17 protein-coding genes and 1 riboswitch are annotated in these 16,176 nt (G+C 63.2%); of the genes, 8 read left to right on the top strand and 9 right to left on the bottom strand.

Annotation, left to right across the window (positions count from 1 at the left end; genetic code table 11):
- Positions 1-210: 210 nt before the first annotated feature.
- Positions 211-1,401, bottom strand: coding sequence for an O-succinylhomoserine sulfhydrylase (gene metZ, locus L1069_RS22035; RefSeq protein WP_129370334.1), 1,191 nt, complete (start codon positions 1,399-1,401; stop codon positions 211-213).
- Positions 1,402-1,460: 59 nt separating this feature from the next.
- Positions 1,461-1,539: riboswitch (SAM riboswitch) on the bottom strand.
- A 135-nt stretch (positions 1,540-1,674) separates the two neighbouring features.
- On the opposite strand from metZ, the gene L1069_RS22040 reads away from it, so the two are divergent.
- The gene (locus tag L1069_RS22040; protein WP_129370333.1) at positions 1,675-2,358 is read left to right on the top strand and encodes a glutathione S-transferase N-terminal domain-containing protein; all 684 of its coding nucleotides are present in this window, start codon (positions 1,675-1,677) and stop codon (positions 2,356-2,358) included.
- A gap of 148 nt (positions 2,359-2,506) precedes the next feature.
- Here the strand turns inward: L1069_RS22040 and L1069_RS22045 are convergent, their stop codons facing one another.
- The 4 genes from L1069_RS22045 to L1069_RS22060 all read right to left on the bottom strand — a co-directional run bounded on the left by L1069_RS22045 (position 2,507) and on the right by L1069_RS22060 (position 6,027).
- Positions 2,507-3,118: an inner membrane-spanning protein YciB gene (locus tag L1069_RS22045; RefSeq protein ID WP_237457072.1), complete on the bottom strand. Its 612-nt coding sequence runs from the start codon at positions 3,116-3,118 to the stop codon at positions 2,507-2,509.
- Positions 3,119-3,147: 29 nt separating this feature from the next.
- Complete coding sequence (locus L1069_RS22050) at positions 3,148-4,050, bottom strand: DMT family transporter (protein WP_129370331.1); 903 nt, start codon at positions 4,048-4,050, stop codon at positions 3,148-3,150.
- A gap of 88 nt (positions 4,051-4,138) precedes the next feature.
- The gene (gene ftsY, locus L1069_RS22055) at positions 4,139-5,314 is read right to left on the bottom strand and encodes a signal recognition particle-docking protein FtsY (RefSeq protein ID WP_129370330.1); all 1,176 of its coding nucleotides are present in this window, start codon (positions 5,312-5,314) and stop codon (positions 4,139-4,141) included.
- 77 nt (positions 5,315-5,391) lie between these two features.
- Positions 5,392-6,027: a lysoplasmalogenase gene (locus L1069_RS22060; protein ID WP_237457081.1), complete on the bottom strand. Its 636-nt coding sequence runs from the start codon at positions 6,025-6,027 to the stop codon at positions 5,392-5,394.
- A 176-nt stretch (positions 6,028-6,203) separates the two neighbouring features.
- Here L1069_RS22060 and L1069_RS22065 point away from each other — a divergent pair, with 176 nt between their 5' ends.
- A complete protein-coding gene (locus L1069_RS22065) occupies positions 6,204-6,602 on the top strand; it encodes a hypothetical protein (protein ID WP_134830224.1) in 399 nt (132 codons plus the stop codon).
- 31 nt (positions 6,603-6,633) lie between these two features.
- On the opposite strand, the gene xseA is transcribed toward L1069_RS22065, so the two are convergent.
- Positions 6,634-8,127, bottom strand: coding sequence for an exodeoxyribonuclease VII large subunit (gene xseA / locus L1069_RS22070; RefSeq protein WP_237457073.1), 1,494 nt, complete (start codon positions 8,125-8,127; stop codon positions 6,634-6,636).
- Between the two features lie 135 nt (positions 8,128-8,262).
- On the opposite strand from xseA, the gene purD reads away from it, so the two are divergent.
- Positions 8,263-9,528 carry a phosphoribosylamine--glycine ligase gene (purD, locus tag L1069_RS22075; RefSeq protein ID WP_237457074.1) on the top strand — a complete coding sequence of 422 codons (1,266 nt, stop codon included), beginning with the start codon at positions 8,263-8,265 and terminating at the stop codon, positions 9,526-9,528.
- A gap of 377 nt (positions 9,529-9,905) precedes the next feature.
- Entirely contained in the window at positions 9,906-10,295 is a 390-nt protein-coding gene (locus tag L1069_RS22080; protein ID WP_237457075.1) for an N-acetyltransferase, read from the top strand.
- A 90-nt stretch (positions 10,296-10,385) separates the two neighbouring features.
- Here the strand turns inward: L1069_RS22080 and L1069_RS22085 are convergent, their stop codons facing one another.
- The 3 genes from L1069_RS22085 to L1069_RS22095 form a co-directional block, all read right to left on the bottom strand.
- Positions 10,386-12,149, bottom strand: a complete 1,764-nt coding sequence (locus L1069_RS22085; RefSeq protein WP_237457076.1) for a DUF1217 domain-containing protein — start codon at positions 12,147-12,149, stop codon at positions 10,386-10,388.
- Between the two features lie 243 nt (positions 12,150-12,392).
- Positions 12,393-13,199, bottom strand: a complete 807-nt coding sequence (locus L1069_RS22090) for a VCBS repeat-containing protein (RefSeq protein WP_237457077.1) — start codon at positions 13,197-13,199, stop codon at positions 12,393-12,395.
- Positions 13,199-13,522 carry a 2Fe-2S iron-sulfur cluster-binding protein gene (locus L1069_RS22095; protein WP_024089409.1) on the bottom strand — a complete coding sequence of 108 codons (324 nt, stop codon included), beginning with the start codon at positions 13,520-13,522 and terminating at the stop codon, positions 13,199-13,201. Before L1069_RS22095 ends, L1069_RS22090 begins: the two co-directional genes overlap by 1 nt.
- A gap of 165 nt (positions 13,523-13,687) precedes the next feature.
- Here L1069_RS22095 and L1069_RS22100 point away from each other — a divergent pair, with 165 nt between their 5' ends.
- The 4 genes from L1069_RS22100 to L1069_RS22115 form a co-directional block, all read left to right on the top strand.
- A complete protein-coding gene (locus L1069_RS22100) occupies positions 13,688-14,140 on the top strand; it encodes an OB-fold nucleic acid binding domain-containing protein (protein WP_237457078.1) in 453 nt (150 codons plus the stop codon).
- A gap of 73 nt (positions 14,141-14,213) precedes the next feature.
- On the top strand, positions 14,214-14,735 hold the full coding sequence (locus tag L1069_RS22105; RefSeq protein ID WP_237457079.1) for a peptidoglycan-binding domain-containing protein: 522 nt from the start codon (positions 14,214-14,216) through the stop codon (positions 14,733-14,735).
- Positions 14,736-14,823: 88 nt separating this feature from the next.
- Positions 14,824-15,492, top strand: a complete 669-nt coding sequence (locus tag L1069_RS22110; protein WP_129370322.1) for a Crp/Fnr family transcriptional regulator — start codon at positions 14,824-14,826, stop codon at positions 15,490-15,492.
- Between the two features lie 343 nt (positions 15,493-15,835).
- Positions 15,836-16,176 (top strand): methyltransferase domain-containing protein (locus tag L1069_RS22115; protein ID WP_237457080.1); only part of this gene is annotated, 341 nt, incomplete at its 3' end.

Genomic DNA, 16,176 nt, shown 5'->3' on the forward strand with positions numbered 1-16,176 from the left:
ACAAAGGGTTTTTCAACGACATCGGCTCTCACGTTGTTTCCGCTGCGCGAAAGACGAACAGCTGCTTTGCTGAAAATCTCATGGGCAAAGAGCGTTCCGGTACTCGATGTCTAAACGCTCTTTGCCCATGCTGGCGTGGGGGCTAAGTATCGACCAAAGCAACACTGTAGATTTCTTCCACCAGAAAGAAGCAGACGGCCGGTACGCGTCTCAGCCCTGCGCCGCCTCCAGCGCCGCTTTCAGGTCGGCGATCAGGTCTTCCGCGTCCTCCAGTCCGACCGAAAAGCGCACCAGGCCGGGCGTGATGCCCAGCTCCGCCTTCAGCTCATCGCTGAGGCGCTGATGGGTGGTGGTAGCCGGGTGGGTGGCGATGGATTTGGCATCGCCCAGATTGTTGGAGATCACCGGGATGGTCATTGCGTTCAGGAACTTGAACGCCGCGTCCTTGCCCCCCTTCAGGTCCAGCGACAGCACGGTGCCGCCCTTGCCGCCCAGCTGAGCCTGCACCAATGCGTTCTGCGCGTGACCCTTCAGACCGGGATAGATGGTACGCTCCAGCGCTGCATGGCCGTCCAGCGCTTCGGCGATTTTCAGGGCGCTGTCCGCCTGGGCGTTGACCCGCAGGTCAATGGTTTCGAGCCCCTTCAGCATCACCCAGGCATTGAACGGGCTGAGACTGCCGCCGGTGTGCTTCATATAGGGTTCCAGCGTGCCGCGGATGAAATCCTTGGTGCCCAGCACCACCCCGCCAAGCGCCCGGCCCTGGCCGTCGATATGCTTGGTTGCGGAATAGATCACCACATCGGCGCCCTGTTCGATCGCACGGGAAAACACCGGTGTCGAGAACACGTTGTCCACCACCACCGTCGCGCCTGCTGCATGGGCGATCTTTGCAACCGCGGCAATATCGATCACCTCCAGCGTCGGGTTCGACATGGACTCGAAAAACACCGCCTTGGTGTCCGGGCGCACGGCCTGCCGCCAGGCATCCAGATCAGTGCCGTCGATAAAGGTTACCTCGACCCCGAAGCGGCCAAGAACATCCGCCAGGATATAGTTGCAGGATCCGAACAGCGCCTTGGCCGACACGATGTGATCGCCCGCTTTCACCAGCGAGGTCAGCGCGCCGTTGACCGCCGCCATGCCGGAAGCAGTGGCAAAGGCGTCCTCAGCCCCTTCCAGCGCTGCTATGCGCTTTTCGAACATATCGACGGTCGGGTTGCCGTAACGGGCATAGATGAACTCATCCGGGCCGGTCTCGATGAACCGCGCCTCGGCCTGCTCAGCACTCTCGTAGACAAAGCCCTGGGTCAGGAAGATCGCTTCGCTCACCTCGTTGTACTGGCTGCGGCGGGTACCTGCGTGAACCAGCTTGGTGCGGCTGTTCCAGTTGTCGCTCATCTTCTGTCTCCTCGCGCCTGTCGCGCATAAAAAAACCCCAATCGGCCAAGCGAAAGGGGGTCCTTCACGTCCTGACCTCTTTAGCGGGAGTGTTTAACGTGGCCCGCAATCCGGTAACAAATCGCCACGATGTGATGTCCGGGCTTTACGCATATTGCGGGATTCGGTCAAGCGGCAGCGTCTCGCCCAGTCACACGGAAGTGAGCGGCGGCGCCTCTTGCCTCACCACCGCTGCCCGTGCTCCAGTGGCCGGGCATCTGACGGAGGACGACCATGCGGGAGCCGATCCAGCTGTATTACTGGCCAACGCCGAACGGCTGGAAAATCTCCATTGCCCTGGAGGAGATGGGCCTGCCTTACCAGGCCACGCTGATCGACATTGGCAACGGCGGCCAATTCGCGCCGGAGTTTCTGAACATCTCCCCCAACAACCGGATGCCTGCGATCATCGACCCGGACGGCCCCGGCGGCGCACCGGTTTCCCTGTTCGAAAGCGGCGCCATTCTGCAGTATCTCGCCCGCAAGACCGGGCAGTTCTATGGCGCGGATGAACGCGCCCGGCTGGCAGTGGACCAATGGCTGATGTGGCAGATGGGCGGGGTCGGGCCGATGGCGGGCCAGGCGCACCATTTCCTGAAATACGCGCCCGAGGATCTGCCCTATGCCAAAGACCGCTACCGGAACGAGGTGGCCCGCCTTTACGGAGTTCTGGACCGGCAGCTGGCGGAGAATGAGTATGTGGCGGGACCGGACTGCACAATTGCCGATATGGCGGTCTGGCCCTGGGCCTCGCTGTGGGAAGGCCAGCAGCAGGTAGTGGAGGACAAACCGCATCTCGCCCGCTGGCTGGAGCTGATGTGGTCCCGCCCTGGTGTGGTAGCGGGCCGGGCGCTGCATGCAGAGCTACGCGGCGACCGCTCGGACACCAAGGCGCAGCAGGTGTTGTTTGGCAATTGATGCAAAAAGGGCGCCTGCGGCGCGGGTATTTAAGACCAGAAAGAAGCGATGCCGCAGAGCAGCGCAGGTGCGCTGCCCGGCCCAAGGCTTTGCGCCTCATCCTGGATGAGGGGCAAAGGCGCGGGAGCCCGCCCCTGTCAGCCGCAGATTACTCCGCTGGTCCGGCCTCTTCCTCGATCCCGAATTTCTGCAACAGCTGCCCCTGCATCATGAAGAAGGCAAACATCGCCACCGGCAGGCCGAAGGTTTTGAAATAGACCCAGATGTCGGTGCTTTGGGTCCGCCAGATCAGCTCGTTTGCCACCGCCAGGCCAAAGAAAAAAACGCACAGCCGCCGGGTCAGGATCATCCAGCCCTCCTGCTGCAGCGGCATGACTTCCTCCATCACCACCTTCAGCCAGCTTTGCCCGCGCATAAGACCGATGCCCAGAAGCCCGCCGAACAGCAGATACAGCATCGTCGGCTTCATCTTGATGAACCGGTCGTCGTTGAGCCACACCGACATGCCGCCGAACAGCACCACCAGCACCAGGGTCGCAAATTGCATCTTCGATAGATGCCCGGTCAGCTTCCACAGAGCGAGCGTGGACGCCACCATCAGCGGAATAAACGCCGCGGTGATCACGATAAAGCCCTTGTACTCATGGCCGCTGATCAGAAACACCTCATCCTTCAGCTTCAGATAGCCAATGAAAAAGAGGACAATCGGGCCCAATTCCAACAGCATCTTCAGGGTCGGGTTGATCTTCTTTGCGGCCATGGGGCCTCCTGTCAGTTCTGCGCGCGGTCTCAGCCGCCAATTTCCACTATCACGGCGCCCAGCGCGATCAAAGCCATCAAGGCAATCCGGCGCGGCCCCACGGTTTCCTTCAGCACCAGCCACCCGATTAGGGCGGCAAACACGGTGGAGGTCTCGCGCAGCACCGCTGCCTCCCCGACCTTGTCCAGCCTTGTGGCCAGCATGATCGCACCAAAGGACGCAAAGGCGAGCAGCCCGCCAAAGAAGCCACGGACCATCAGCGGCCCAGGTGCCGGCGGCGCGGGCATTCGCCGCCAGCGGGTAAAGGCAATCACCGGAAACACCAGCCCGTCGATCATGAAGAACCACGCCAGAAAGGTGAACGGATCCGCGGTCGCCCGGATGCCATAGGCGTCATATGTGGTGTAGCCCGCCACAAACAACCCGGTGATCACCGCCAGCACCAGCGCCGGCACCAGCGTGTCGCGGTTCACCGTCAGGTAGCGGTAGTTGTACCCCGCCAGACCGAAGATCCCGGCCAGCAGCACCGCCACCCCCAGCCATTGCACCGGGGTGAACAGCTCGCCGAACAGGAAAAAGGAACCGATCACCGTGAACAGCGGCCCGGTCCCGCGCACCACCGGGTAGACCACGGTATAACTGCCCTTGGTATAGGCCAGCGCCTGGAACAGTTTGTAAAAGACGTGGATCACCCAGGCGACAGCGAAGATCAGCCACATATGCGGCTCCGGCCAAGGCACCACAAACAGCGCAAAGGGCGCCGCCATCACGCAGTAGGAAAAATCAATCGCCCCGCGCGACAGCCAGGGATCATGCCGACCCTTCTGCAGCGCGCCGAAGACCGCATGCAGGAACGCGGCCCAGATGGCCAGAAACAGCGCTGCCTGGTGCCCGGCCTCGGTGCCTTCCAGGGAGATCAGCCACTCGCTCAAATCAGCCGCCTTTGCGCTGGAGGAAGGCGCCGGGGGTTTTCCACCCCCGGTCCCCCGGAGGATACTTCCGGCCAGAGGAAGAAATGGATCAGGACTTTTCCAAACCGGTCAGAGCGGCGGCGAACTCCCCGGGATCGAAGGGGGCGAGGTCGTCGATCTGCTCACCCACACCGATGGCGTGGATCGGCAGGCCGAACTTGTCCGCCAGCGCCACCAGCACGCCGCCCTTGGCGGTGCCGTCCAGCTTGGTCATCACCAGGCCGGAGACATCCGCCAGTTTCTGGAATGTGCCCACCTGGCTCAGCGCGTTCTGGCCAGTGGTCGCATCCAGCACCAGCAGGGTGTTATGCGGTGCTGTTTCATCCTTCTTGCGGATCACCCGGACAATTTTCGACAGCTCTTCCATCAGATCGGCCCGGTTCTGCAGCCGGCCGGCGGTGTCGATCATCAGGAGGTCTGCGCCGTCTTCCTGCGCGCGTGTCATCGCATCAAACGCCAGCGAGGCCGGGTCGGAGCCTTCGGGTGCTGTCAGCACCGGCACGCCCGCACGGTCGCCCCAGACCTGCAATTGTTCCACCGCCGCGGCGCGGAATGTGTCGCCTGCGGCAATCACCACCTTCTTGCCGGCACCTTTGAACTGGCTGGCCAGCTTGCCGATGGTGGTCGTCTTGCCGGAGCCGTTGACCCCCACCACCAGCACCACCTGCGGGCGCTTTGCATAGATCGGCAGCGGTTTGGCCACCGGCTCCATGATGCGCGCAACTTCCTGCGCCAGCAGTTCCTTGATCTCGCGGGAGGACACCTTCTTGCCCATCCGCCCCTCGGCCAGGTTAGCGGTCACGCGCAGTGCCGTATCCACCCCCATGTCAGCAGCAATCAGCAGCTCTTCCAGCTGCTCCAGCATGCCGTCATCCAGCGCCCGGCGCGGTTCGGCAACAGCACTGCGGCCCATAAGACGGCCCAGCAGGCCCGGGGACTTTTTCTGTGGCTCCGGGTCCGCTGCGGGTGCCGGTTCAGGTGCGGCGGCAGGCTGCGGAGCGGGCTCAGGCGCCGGTTGCGGCTCAGGTTCCGGTTGTTGCGGCGCCGGATGCGGCACAGGCGCCGGGGCGGGCTGTTCAGGCGTGACAGCCGGTGTGTCTGTCAGTGCTTCCAGCGCCTCGGCTGCACTGTCCTCTGCCCCCTCCTCGACAATCGCATCGAGCCCCTGCTCGAGCTTGGAGGAGGATTTGAACAGCCGCTCCTTGAGCTTTGAGAAAAACGCCATCTTGGTCTCCGCAAAAGGGTCTGCCCCCCACCTAATGCGGATTTACCCGGAGTGCAAAGCGCAAGGCACCGCCGGGTTCAGGAAAATGCAGCCAGAAACCCGGCTTGCGCCCCCCAATACAGCACCCAGACCGCATATGGCGTGATCCGCCGCAGCGGGTGCTCTGCGCTCAGGACAAAGGTTTCCGCCGCCAGGATCATGTCCGACAGCATGAAGGCACAAGCCGCGGCAAAGACCCAGGTGCCAAACGGAAGCGTCAGCGCCGCGGCACCCATGCCCAGGATGATCGGGATATAGGCCAGTACCGGCCCCTTCAGCGCGCCCGCCCGCGGTGCCAGAACCTGCGTCATGATCAGGCCAAGCACCAGCAACCCGGCAGCGATCAGCGCAGCCGGCATGTGCAGGAGACCGGATGGATCGCTGTCCGGACGGGTCAGGAACAGCGCCGCATAAGCCAGATGCCCTGCGGCAAAGGCCCCCACGCCCGCCATGAAGGCGCTTTCGCCGTCGCGCGACAGAAAAAGATCCCCCAGCGCGCAAAGACCAAGCGCCATCACCAGCAGCAGCGGTGCCCCTGCCAGCCCGGCGCCAAGCGCCAGAAGCGCAACCGCTGCGGTCTTTGCCAGACTGCGCAGAATACCGGGCGGCTGCGCGGTCAGACCCAAATACCCGGCGGCGCAGAGCGCTGCCCCTGCCGCCGCCACTTGCATCATCATGGCCCTGTCTCCCTGCCCGTTTGCATCAGTTGGCCGCAAGACAGCCGCCGGGTCAAAGGTGACCAAACGGGAGCCTGGCAGCGCCGCTCCGCTTTACGGCCCGTTTGCTGCCCGTGTTTGCAGCCTGCGTGTTTCCCTTGGCCGGGACCCGGACACTCTGGCACAGTGACCCCATGCGCTGCCTGATGCTGATTCCCCTGGTTGCCGCCCTCAATGGGCCGTTGCGTGCTGCCGAGCCGCTGAACGCCGACCAATTCGACCGCTACACTCAGGGCCGCACCCTGTTTTATGGCTTTGGCGGCAGTATGTACGGGGTAGAGCGCTATCTGCCCGGGCGGCGGGTGATCTGGTCATTTCTGGACGGCAGATGCCAGGAGGGCAGCTGGTACGAGGACGCAGGCCGGATCTGTTTTGTCTATGAAAACCGGGGCGATCCGCAGTGCTGGAGCTTTGAAATCACCCCCGGCGGGCTGACTGCCCGGTTTGAGGATGACCCAGCCTCGACCGAATTATACGAGGCCGAAGACATCGGCGAGGAAATGCTGTGCTACGGCCCGGACGCCGGTGTCTGAAGCGGGCTGGGTATTTCAGACCAGAAAGAAGCTAGAACAGCGAGCCCTGACCGGCGCCGGACGGTTTCGCTGCAGCGGTCTGGGAACCAGGATCCGCGATGCCCTCCTCCAGGTCCAGCATGCCGTCGGCAAATTCGATCTGCAACGGGCCGGCCTTGGCCGCAGCGGCCTTGGTGGTGAGGATCCCGGCGCCCGAACGCACCACCGCATAGCCGCGCTCCAGCGTGGCTTTGTAGCTTAGGATCTCCAGCTGGCGGCCTGCGGCAGAGAGGTTTTGGCGCTGGCGGTCGAGACGCAGCGACTGCGCCGCATCCAGCCGCTGCGCCAGACGGCCCAGCGCGTCCTTGCGGGCTGTGATCTCGCGCTGGATCGGGCGCAGGGTCAGGCGGGAGGACAGGTTTTGCAGCCGGTCGCGGCGGCCTTGCACCAATTGGCGCAGGGTGGCGGGGCGTAAGCTGGCAGCGGTTTCACTCAGATACACCCGGCGGCGCTGCACACCGGAGATCAGCGCGCCCGGCAGCCGGTCGGAAATCCGGTCGAGCCGCTGGCGCGGGGTTTCCAGCAACGTGTCGGGCTTGGGCAGTGCGCGGGCCAGATCATTCAGCCGCTGGCGCCTGAGCTGCACCGCCTGGCCTGCGGCGCGGGTGAGCCGCGCGCCCTGGGTCTCGGCCCAGGCCATCAGTTCCAGCCGCACCGGAACCGCCAGTTCCGCCGCCGCCGTCGGCGTCGGCGCCCGGCGGTCGGAGACAAAATCAATCAGCGTGGTATCCGTCTCATGCCCCACCGCCGAGATCAGCGGGATCTGCGAGGCCGCCGCAGCCCGCGCCACGATCTCCTCGTTGAAGCCCCAAAGATCCTCGATCGAGCCGCCGCCGCGGGCGACAATGATCAGATCGGGCCGCGGCAGCGCGCCGCCAGGGGTCAGACGGTTGAAACCTTCGATGGCGCGGGCCACTTCGCCTGCACAGTTCTGTCCTTGGACAGCCACCGGCCAGACCAGCACCTTGCGCGGGAAACGGTCGCGCAACCGGTGCAGGATATCGCGGATCACCGCGCCCGACGGCGATGTCACCACGCCGATGATCTGCGGAAGGTATGGCAGCGGCGTCTTGCGTTCCGGGGCAAACAGCCCCTCTGCCTCCAGCTGTTTTTTGCGCTTTTCCAGCAGCGCCATCAGTGCCCCCTGGCCCGCAACCGCAACCTCGTCCACATTCATGTTGTATTTGGACTGGGCGCCGAATGCGGTCAGCCGGCCGGTGACAACCACCTCCAGCCCCTCCTCGGGCACCACCGACAGGCTGGAAACCTGCCCTTTCCAGGTGGTGCAGGCCAGCACCGAACGGTCGTCCTTGATGTCGTAGTACAAATGCCCGGAGCGCGCCTTGAACACCCGCCCCACCTCACCCTTGACCCGGATGCGGCCGAAGGTGCCCTCCAGCGTGCGCTTCACCTCGCCGGAGAGTTCCGAGACGGTGAATTCGGGCGCGTTCTGCCCCGGTTTTGGATCATCAAACAGGTCGGACATTGCGGGGCTGCTCTCCTGCGGCTTGCGGCTGGTCTTGTTTTGAATTCGCGCGCAGCATAGAACCCGCCGCAAGCAAGGCAAGCCCCGGACAGGACCGGGACGCCTCTCGGCTCAGTCAGATCGGAGTAGACGCAGATGAACATCCTTATCCTTGGCAGCGGCGGGCGCGAACACAGCTTGGCCTGGGCGGTGATGCAGAACCCGAAATGCGACAAGCTGATCGTGGCGCCGGGCAATGCGGGCATCGCGCAGATCGCCGATTGCGCGTCGTTTGATATCGAGGATGGCGGTGCCGTGGCCGGTTTTGCCGAGGAAAACGCCATTGATTTCGTGATCATCGGCCCCGAAGCGCCGCTGGCTGCTGGGGTGGCCGACCGCCTGCGCGAGGCAGGTCTCTTGGTGTTCGGCCCGTCTGAGGCGGCGGCGAAGCTGGAAGCCTCCAAAAGCTTTACCAAGGAAGTCTGCGACGCTGCGAATGCGCCCACCGCTGGCTATGGCCATTTCACCGAGGCAGAGGCTGCCAAGGCGCATGTGCGCGAACACGGCGCACCCACTGTGGTCAAGGCCGACGGGCTGGCCGCCGGCAAAGGCGTGATCATCGCAATGACCGAGGACGAAGCCATCGCCGCCATCGACGACATGTTCGGCGGCGCCTTTGGCGGGGCCGGCGCCGAGGTGGTGATCGAGGAGTTCATGGAAGGCGAAGAGGCGTCCTTGTTTGTGCTGGTGGACGGTGAGGACGTGCTGGCGATCGGTTCGGCCCAGGATCACAAGCGCGTGGGTGAAGGCGACACCGGCCCCAACACCGGCGGCATGGGCGCCTACTCCCCCGCCCCGGTTCTGTCCGCTGAAGTCGAAGCCCGCGCGATGGAAGAAATCGTCAAGCCCACCATGCGGGTGATGGCCGAGCGCGGCATGCCTTATCAGGGCGTGCTTTATGCCGGTCTGATGATCCAGGACGGGCAGCCCCGGCTGGTGGAATACAACGTCCGCTTTGGCGATCCGGAATGCCAGGTGCTGATGATGCGGCTGGGCGCGCAGGCGCTGGACCTGATGCACGCCGCGGCTGAGGGCCGCCTGGCTGAGGCGCAGGTGAACTGGGGCGACGACCATGCGATCACGGTGGTGATGGCCGCTGAGGGCTATCCCGGATCTTACCAAAAGGGGTCGGCAATCAAGGGGCTGAAGGCCCTGCCCGAGGACAGCAGCAACATGGTCTTTCACGCCGGTACCAAGGCAGAAAACGGCAAGGTGCTGGCAGCCGGCGGCCGGGTTTTGAACGTGACCGCCCGCGGTGAAACCCTGCAGGAGGCCCGCGACCGCGCCTATGCGATGGTTGACGGGGTTGATTGGCCGCAAGGGTTCTTCCGCCGCGACATCGGCTGGCGCGCGCTGGACTGAGCATCTGTCCCGGCGGCGGCTCTCCCGCCTGTTCCCGGTCAATCGCAGATTGACAGTCTCAGTTGGGCGTGGCCGGGCGCAAATGCGCCCGGCGCGGCGGTATTGTTCCACCAGCCCGCAGTATCCCGACCGGAGCATTGCGGTACTCTGGACTTCAGTCAGAAGCGGGATGCAGCGAAGCAATAAGAACTGTCCAAGGCGGCAAAGGCCGGCACTTGCAGGAAAGCGGCATGCCTAGCCATTCCCTCTCTGCGGCTTCTCATGCTGTCTGCACCGCTTGCCTTCTGCTATTGGCCAGCCGGGAGTATTTCCGGCCCGCCCTCTGGGTGGCCCAGCTGTGAAACAGCCCCGCCGGGTCAAGGCTGGCGATCCGCGGCGTGCCGGCCCTGACCCGGCGCAGCTTTGCCTATATCGACGGGCGCATTGATCAGCCATCTTCCATGCACCGGCTGACGGTGGATCTAAGGAAGGATCTCTATCTGGTCGGCAGCAAGATCCGGGCCGCCAGAAGCCTGCATGCGGCTTGCATATTCCTGATATCAAAGACGGACCGCCTGTATCTGGGCAAATTGGCAGCCGATCCGGCCCGACACGGATCGGGCCGGGCAAGGCAGATAGAGGACCTGGCGGCAAAGCGAGTCAGGGATCCCGGCCTGCCGGCGCTTGAGTTGCTAACGAGGGTCAAACTTGTGGAAAATCACCGCAGCTTCGACCGGCTGGGATTTTTCAAGACCGCAGAAGGCGCTTATCCCGGCTCAGCAGGGTGACCGGCATCACCATGCGCCTAGCGCTATAGCGCCGGCCTTCTGAGCCGGGCGAAACTATTGCTGCTCCACAGCCAAAGCGCAGCCGACGGGTCAGAAGAGCGACAGAATCGGATCGCTGATCCCGCTGTTGAAAGGCGCGTTGAGATCTGCCAGCATCAAGAACCTGTTGCGGAATTCATCCAGTTTCCCGGCTTCGAGAAAATCTGCAGGATGGGTGGTTCCAAAAGCAGCAAACGAGCGCTCCTTCATCTCCTCCACCTGCCTGTCAACATCCAGCTGGCCGAAACCTGATGGCAGCGCCAGCGCGCTTTCAAAAATCGTTTTCAGCGGCGGCGAACCGATAATGCCGTACCAATGGGCGTTTTCGCTGCCGCCTGCATCAGCAACGGTTTGCAGCTCGCGCTCAAAGGCCAGCGCCAGGCGCATGTTCTGATCGCTCTCACCGATCTCAATTTCAAACTGGCGGGTGGTGTAAAGCTCGGAAAGTTGCTCGGCAAAGCCTTCAGGATACTCCCGGCCGGTTTCCCCCCCATTGAAGGAAAACGCATGAGCCATGGCCTTCAGGCCGGTGTCGTAATGCAAGTTTGCATATGACGTGCTGGACGACAGGTCAGATTCAAAGGCACGGATCACGGTGTCAAAATCCAGGCTCCGCTTGCTCTGGCCAAAGATATCCAGCGTCGCATTAAACAAGCTTATATCAAAGACCAGCTCCCTTGGGTCGGAGAAGGTGCCCAGCTTGTCCGTGATGTCATCAGAAAACACCTGCATCTTGCTGACATGATCCGGCCAGCCGTTCTGGAACGCGTCAGCAAAGTCATAGTAGGCAGCATTTTCCGGCTGGTTCACATAGGAGTTCGGGTCTGACAAATCGGATTCCAGAATCTGGCGCAGCTCAGCCTCGTCCCTGCCAAAAAGGCCGAATGTATCCAGCGCATGCTCCAGAACCTCAGGGTTTGACAACAGCTCATCCGGATCGGTCATTTCATTGATATCCGGCCAGCCGAACCCAAAGGCCTCTGAGACCGCAAGATACCTAGTGTCCTCCAGCTGGTTCACAAAGGAATCTGGATCGGTGGTATCTGAATTCAGAACCCGGCGCAGGAAATCGGGGCTGGTGCGTTCCAGATCAAAGGTCTCGATGACAGCTTGCAGAAGGTTCTCATCCTCCAGCAGCTCATCCGCGCTTGCCAGGCCGTCGGTATGTTCGTTGAACTCCCCGACCAGCGCCTGAATGCTGTTGTCATACACCGGCGGCTTGTTGAAACTGAATTGCTGGGCAAACTCGGTATATTTGGGATTGCTCAGCTTGTTGACAAAGGAGTCCGGGTCTTCCAAGTCGGATTCCAGAACTTTCTGCAGAAAGAACTGATTATTTTCGAGGCCTTCAAGGCCAACATTGCCGAGCGCCTTGCGCAATAGGGTGCCGTTTGCCAGCAAATCATCCGGCGAGGCGACACTGGCAAATTCAGCGCCCGCCTTGGCGGTGGGAAGCGTCGGGCCATCCGGACTGTTGAAGCCAAAGGTTTCCGCCAGCGCCTGATACCGGACGTCGTTGAGCCGGTTCACAAAAGAGCCCGAGTCGCTGACATCGGACTCAAGCACTTTTTTGATGAAGGCCCTGTTGCCGATATCCTCGTCCAGGCCAAAGGCACCCAGAGTCACGGTCAGCAAGTTGTAGTCGTCCAGCAGCTCGTCCGCTGTCTGAATGCCGGTGATTTTTTGATTGAAGTCCTGCACCGTCCGGTCGATGACCGGCGACTTCTCAAAAATTTCCTGCTGCTGGTCGCGGGTCCGCTGCAGGAAGGTCCACCCGCTGATACCGGTGCCCAACACATATGGTGTAAAGCTCACGCGCCTGTCTCCTGTAAAACCGGCCCAGACAGTTAACCGCCTGGCGCCGCTCGTCAGGGGCAAGGTAACCAAAGGTGATGAATAAATATGAAACACCGCGCAAAAACCGGGTTGGACGCGGCGCAACAGGCCTGTCATTCCTGGCGGCAACGGCGGCAAGCACTCCTGCCTGTTCCAGCCCATCCTTGCGGATGCCCTTCCCAGTTGGGCGCGGCGCCGCGCAATGCGCGTCGCGGGCAGCGCTTAGCGGCAGGCCATTGCGGCCTGCAGTCCCGTGCCCTGCCGGAACCCGCCGATGTCCCGGCTGGTGATCCTGCCGTTCTGCAGACGGGATACGACGATCCTGCGCCAATCGCCACTGGCGGTCACCAGTTCCGGTCCCTGCCCGCAATCGCGAATGCCGGAGGTGATGAAGTCCTGGCCGATCTGGTGATTGGTCAGCCCGGGCGTGCTGGCGGCTTCAGTCAGCGCACCGTTCTTGAACCGCCAGATACGCAAAGTTTTGGCCAGATGCGGCCGGTCGACATAGGCAATTTCCACATGCCCGTCGCCATCCAGATCCGCCGCGCCAATGGGTGCCAGCCAGCGGTTGCGGGTGCCGATATGCGGGGTGGCGGCAATCTTTTCGCCGCGGGCATCATAGATGGCCAGCTGGGCGCCCTCTGCCACATCGGTCTCGACCACCAGCACCTCGGGGCGGCCATCGCCATCGATATCCGCCAGCCGCGGTGCGATGTCCTCGAACACATGATCCAGCGGCAGACGGATCAGGATTTCCGATTGCTGGTTGACAGCCTTGGCGGACACCCCGCCGGAGCCGGTGTTTTCCACCTTCAGTACCAGCGCGCCGTATTCCACGTCATCACCCAGCACTGCATGGCCATAGCGTGTGGTGGGTTCTCCGTAACGCGCCGAGACCACTCTGTCCTCAGCCGCAAGCACAGACGGGCCGGCCAAGGCCAGCCCCAAACACAACGCCCGCCATGCGCGGCGGGCGGAACGGGGCCAGGCGCGCATCATCAGACGCCGCGCCGCCGCCCCCGCGGTCATCAGATCTGCTTTTCAGGCATATGCACCACCAGCCCGTCCAGCGCATCGCTCACCTTGATCTGGCAAGTCAGCCGCGAGCGGGCAGGATCCGGCTCATAGGCGAAATCCAGCATGTCCTCTTCCATGTCGTCCTTGGCGGGCAGCTTCTCAACCCAGTCCGGCGCAATGTACACGTGGCAGGTCGAGCAGGCGCAGGCGCCGCCGCAATCGGCCTCGATGCCCGGAATATTGTTGTCGCGCGCGCCTTCCATCACCGTCAGCCCGTTGGCGACGTCCACCACATGGCTGGTGCCGTTGTGCTCGATGTAAGTGATCTTTGCCATTGTCAGCCCTCTTCCCTTTTCCGGTACTTGCGCGACTGTGTAGCCAAGCCCCTGCGCCGGTGCCACCCCCAATTGCGACCCTGCCCTGCCGCAGCTGGACTTTTCGGACCAATGTTCTATGTTTGTTCACGCCGGATATTTTTCAACCGCAAGGCCGTTTTCCTCATGCCAGCCCCCGCCTCAACCCCTGCCTCAGTTCTCCCCCCCGCCGCAGCCTGCGCAGCAGGCGGGCACGGATCCCAGCCCTGGCCGCACCCGCCGCACTGCCTGCCTGCGGCCCGGCTGCAGGAACCGCCCCAGAACGCCTGCATCACCGTCGCCGGGCTGGTGATCCTGCGCCAGCGTCCCGGCACCGCCAAGGGCGTGATCTTTGTCACGCTTGAGGACGAGACCGGCATCGTCAACGTGATCGTCTGGCGCAAGATCTACGAGGCTTTCCGCCGCGCGGTGATCTCAGGCCGGCTCTTGCGTGTCACCGGACGGCTGCAGCGGGCGCATTCCGTCACCCATGTGATAGCCGAAACGGTTGAGGATATTTCGCCGATGCTTGACCTGTTGCTGGCGGAACAAAGCCGCCGCGATGATCCCGCCTTTGCGCAAGGGCCGGAACTGGGCTAACCTGCCGTCAAAGCACCGGCGCCCGGAACTGACAGGGGCGCCGGCAGAGGCACAGTGACAAAGGCATCCGGGCATGACGCCGAACATATTCGAAACCAGCCGCCGGTTCTGGCCCGGGCTGCTGCTGGCGCTGCTGGCGGCCTGCGTCCAGCCGCCGCCCGGCGGCGATGTCTCCCGCGCCGGCCGCTATGCCCCGCCCGGCGCGCCGCCCGGTACCTGCTGGAGCACGCACACTTCCCCCGCCGTCGTTGAAACCATCACCAGCCAGGTGCTGGCACAGCCGGCGCAAACCAACAGCAGCGGCCAGGTCATCCGCTCCGCCGTCTTCCGCACCGAGACCCGCCAGCAGATCGTGCAGCCGCGGCAGAAGCGCTGGATAGAAATCCCCTGCCCCGCCATGATGACGCCCGGCTTTATCCGGTCCATCCAGCGCGCCCTGGCCGTCCGCGGGTTTTACCGCGGCCCCGTTCACGGACAGATGGACGCCGCCACCCGCAAGGCTGTGCAACGCTATCAGGCACCACTGGGTCTGGACAGCGGCACCCTGACACTCACCTCTGCCCGCAAGCTGGGACTGGTGGCCGTGGCGGGCTGAACCAACCGGTTCAGTTCCCCGGTTCCCCGGTGCCCACGCCTCTGCTAAGGTCCGCCGGACTGGGCACCTGACGCAAAGAGATTTGGCCATGCTGACAACCCGCCTGCCCGATACCGGCTTTCTCTCCGCCGCCTCCGGCCCGCTTAGGCGGATGCTCGAAAGCCAGGCGGCTGAAGTGCGCCTGCGCCAGGGCGAAGTGCTGTTTGAACAGGGCGATCAGGGCGATGCGCTTTATGCAATTGCCGAGGGCGCGCTGGAATTTTCCGTGCTGTCTGCTTCGGGCCGCAAGCTGTCGCTGGACATGATGCGCCCCGGCGCGGTGTTCGGAGAGATCACCCTGTTCGACCCGGGTGAGCGCACCGCCACCGCCATCGCCGCCGAGCCCAGCCGGGTGCTGCGCCTGCGCAGCGGCGACGTGCTCGATCAGATCCGCCAGTATCCGGATCTGGCCGCCGATTTGCTGCGGCTGGCCGGGCAGCGGATGCGCTGGATGAACACCCAGCTGAACGAGCAGGTGTTTTTGCCGATGCCGGTGCGGCTGGCGCGCAAACTGCTGTATCTGGCACCTGAAAACAGCGACGGCCGGGTCGCTCTGTCGCAAGCCGAACTGGCGGAGTTTGTCGGCGCCACCCGGGAAGCGGTTTCAAAAACCCTGGCCGCCTGGAAGCGCACCGGCCTGGTCAGCATCAGCCGCGGCGGCGTGCAGATCCTTGACCGCACAGAACTGGCGGTGCTGGCCGAACCGGACTCAATCTGACAGCACCAGCAGCAGCAATTTTCCAGAAAATCCGCCATAAAAGCCCTGTTCTGTAATCCCGGTTACAGAACGCTTGTCCGCATCCGGACATAACCGGAATCAGACAGCCATTATCCGTTCCATCCCAATGGCTGCCTGTCCCAAAAGAGCCATGTGCCCGCCAGCGCATGGCTCTTCCCCATTCCGCACTCTCGTTGCCAGCCGCGGCCCGTCAGCGAGAGGGCGAAAAAGTTTTCCAAAACTTTTGCCAAGACTTTTCTGAAAAGTCTTGGGCCGTGCCCGCCTTCCGCTCACGGAATATTTCACTTAGCCATTCCTAAACCGTGCCGCTACGGTGCCGCGCATGGCTTACAATTATGACAAACTCTACCGCGAAACCCCGAACGCTCTCGGCGCGCCCTCTCCGGAAATCACTGCCTTTTTCAACGGGCTTAAGGCGCAAGGCCTGCATGTTCTGGATGCCGGCTGCGGCCAGGGGCGGGACGCGCTGTTCATTGCCCGCCTGGGCCACCGGGTCACAGGCGTCGACCTGTCGCCGCATGGCATCCGGGATATGCTGGATACTGCGGCAAAGGAAGGCCTGGACGTTACCGGCGCTGCCGCCGACCTCACAGCTTGGGAGCCGGACAAGGACTACGACATCCTGCTGTTCGACCGGACCCTGCACATGCTGGCCGCGCCGGA

It is taken from the genome of Leisingera sp. MMG026 (assembly GCF_021654205.1).
In the GTDB taxonomy this organism is placed as follows: Bacteria; Pseudomonadota; Alphaproteobacteria; order Rhodobacterales; family Rhodobacteraceae; genus Leisingera.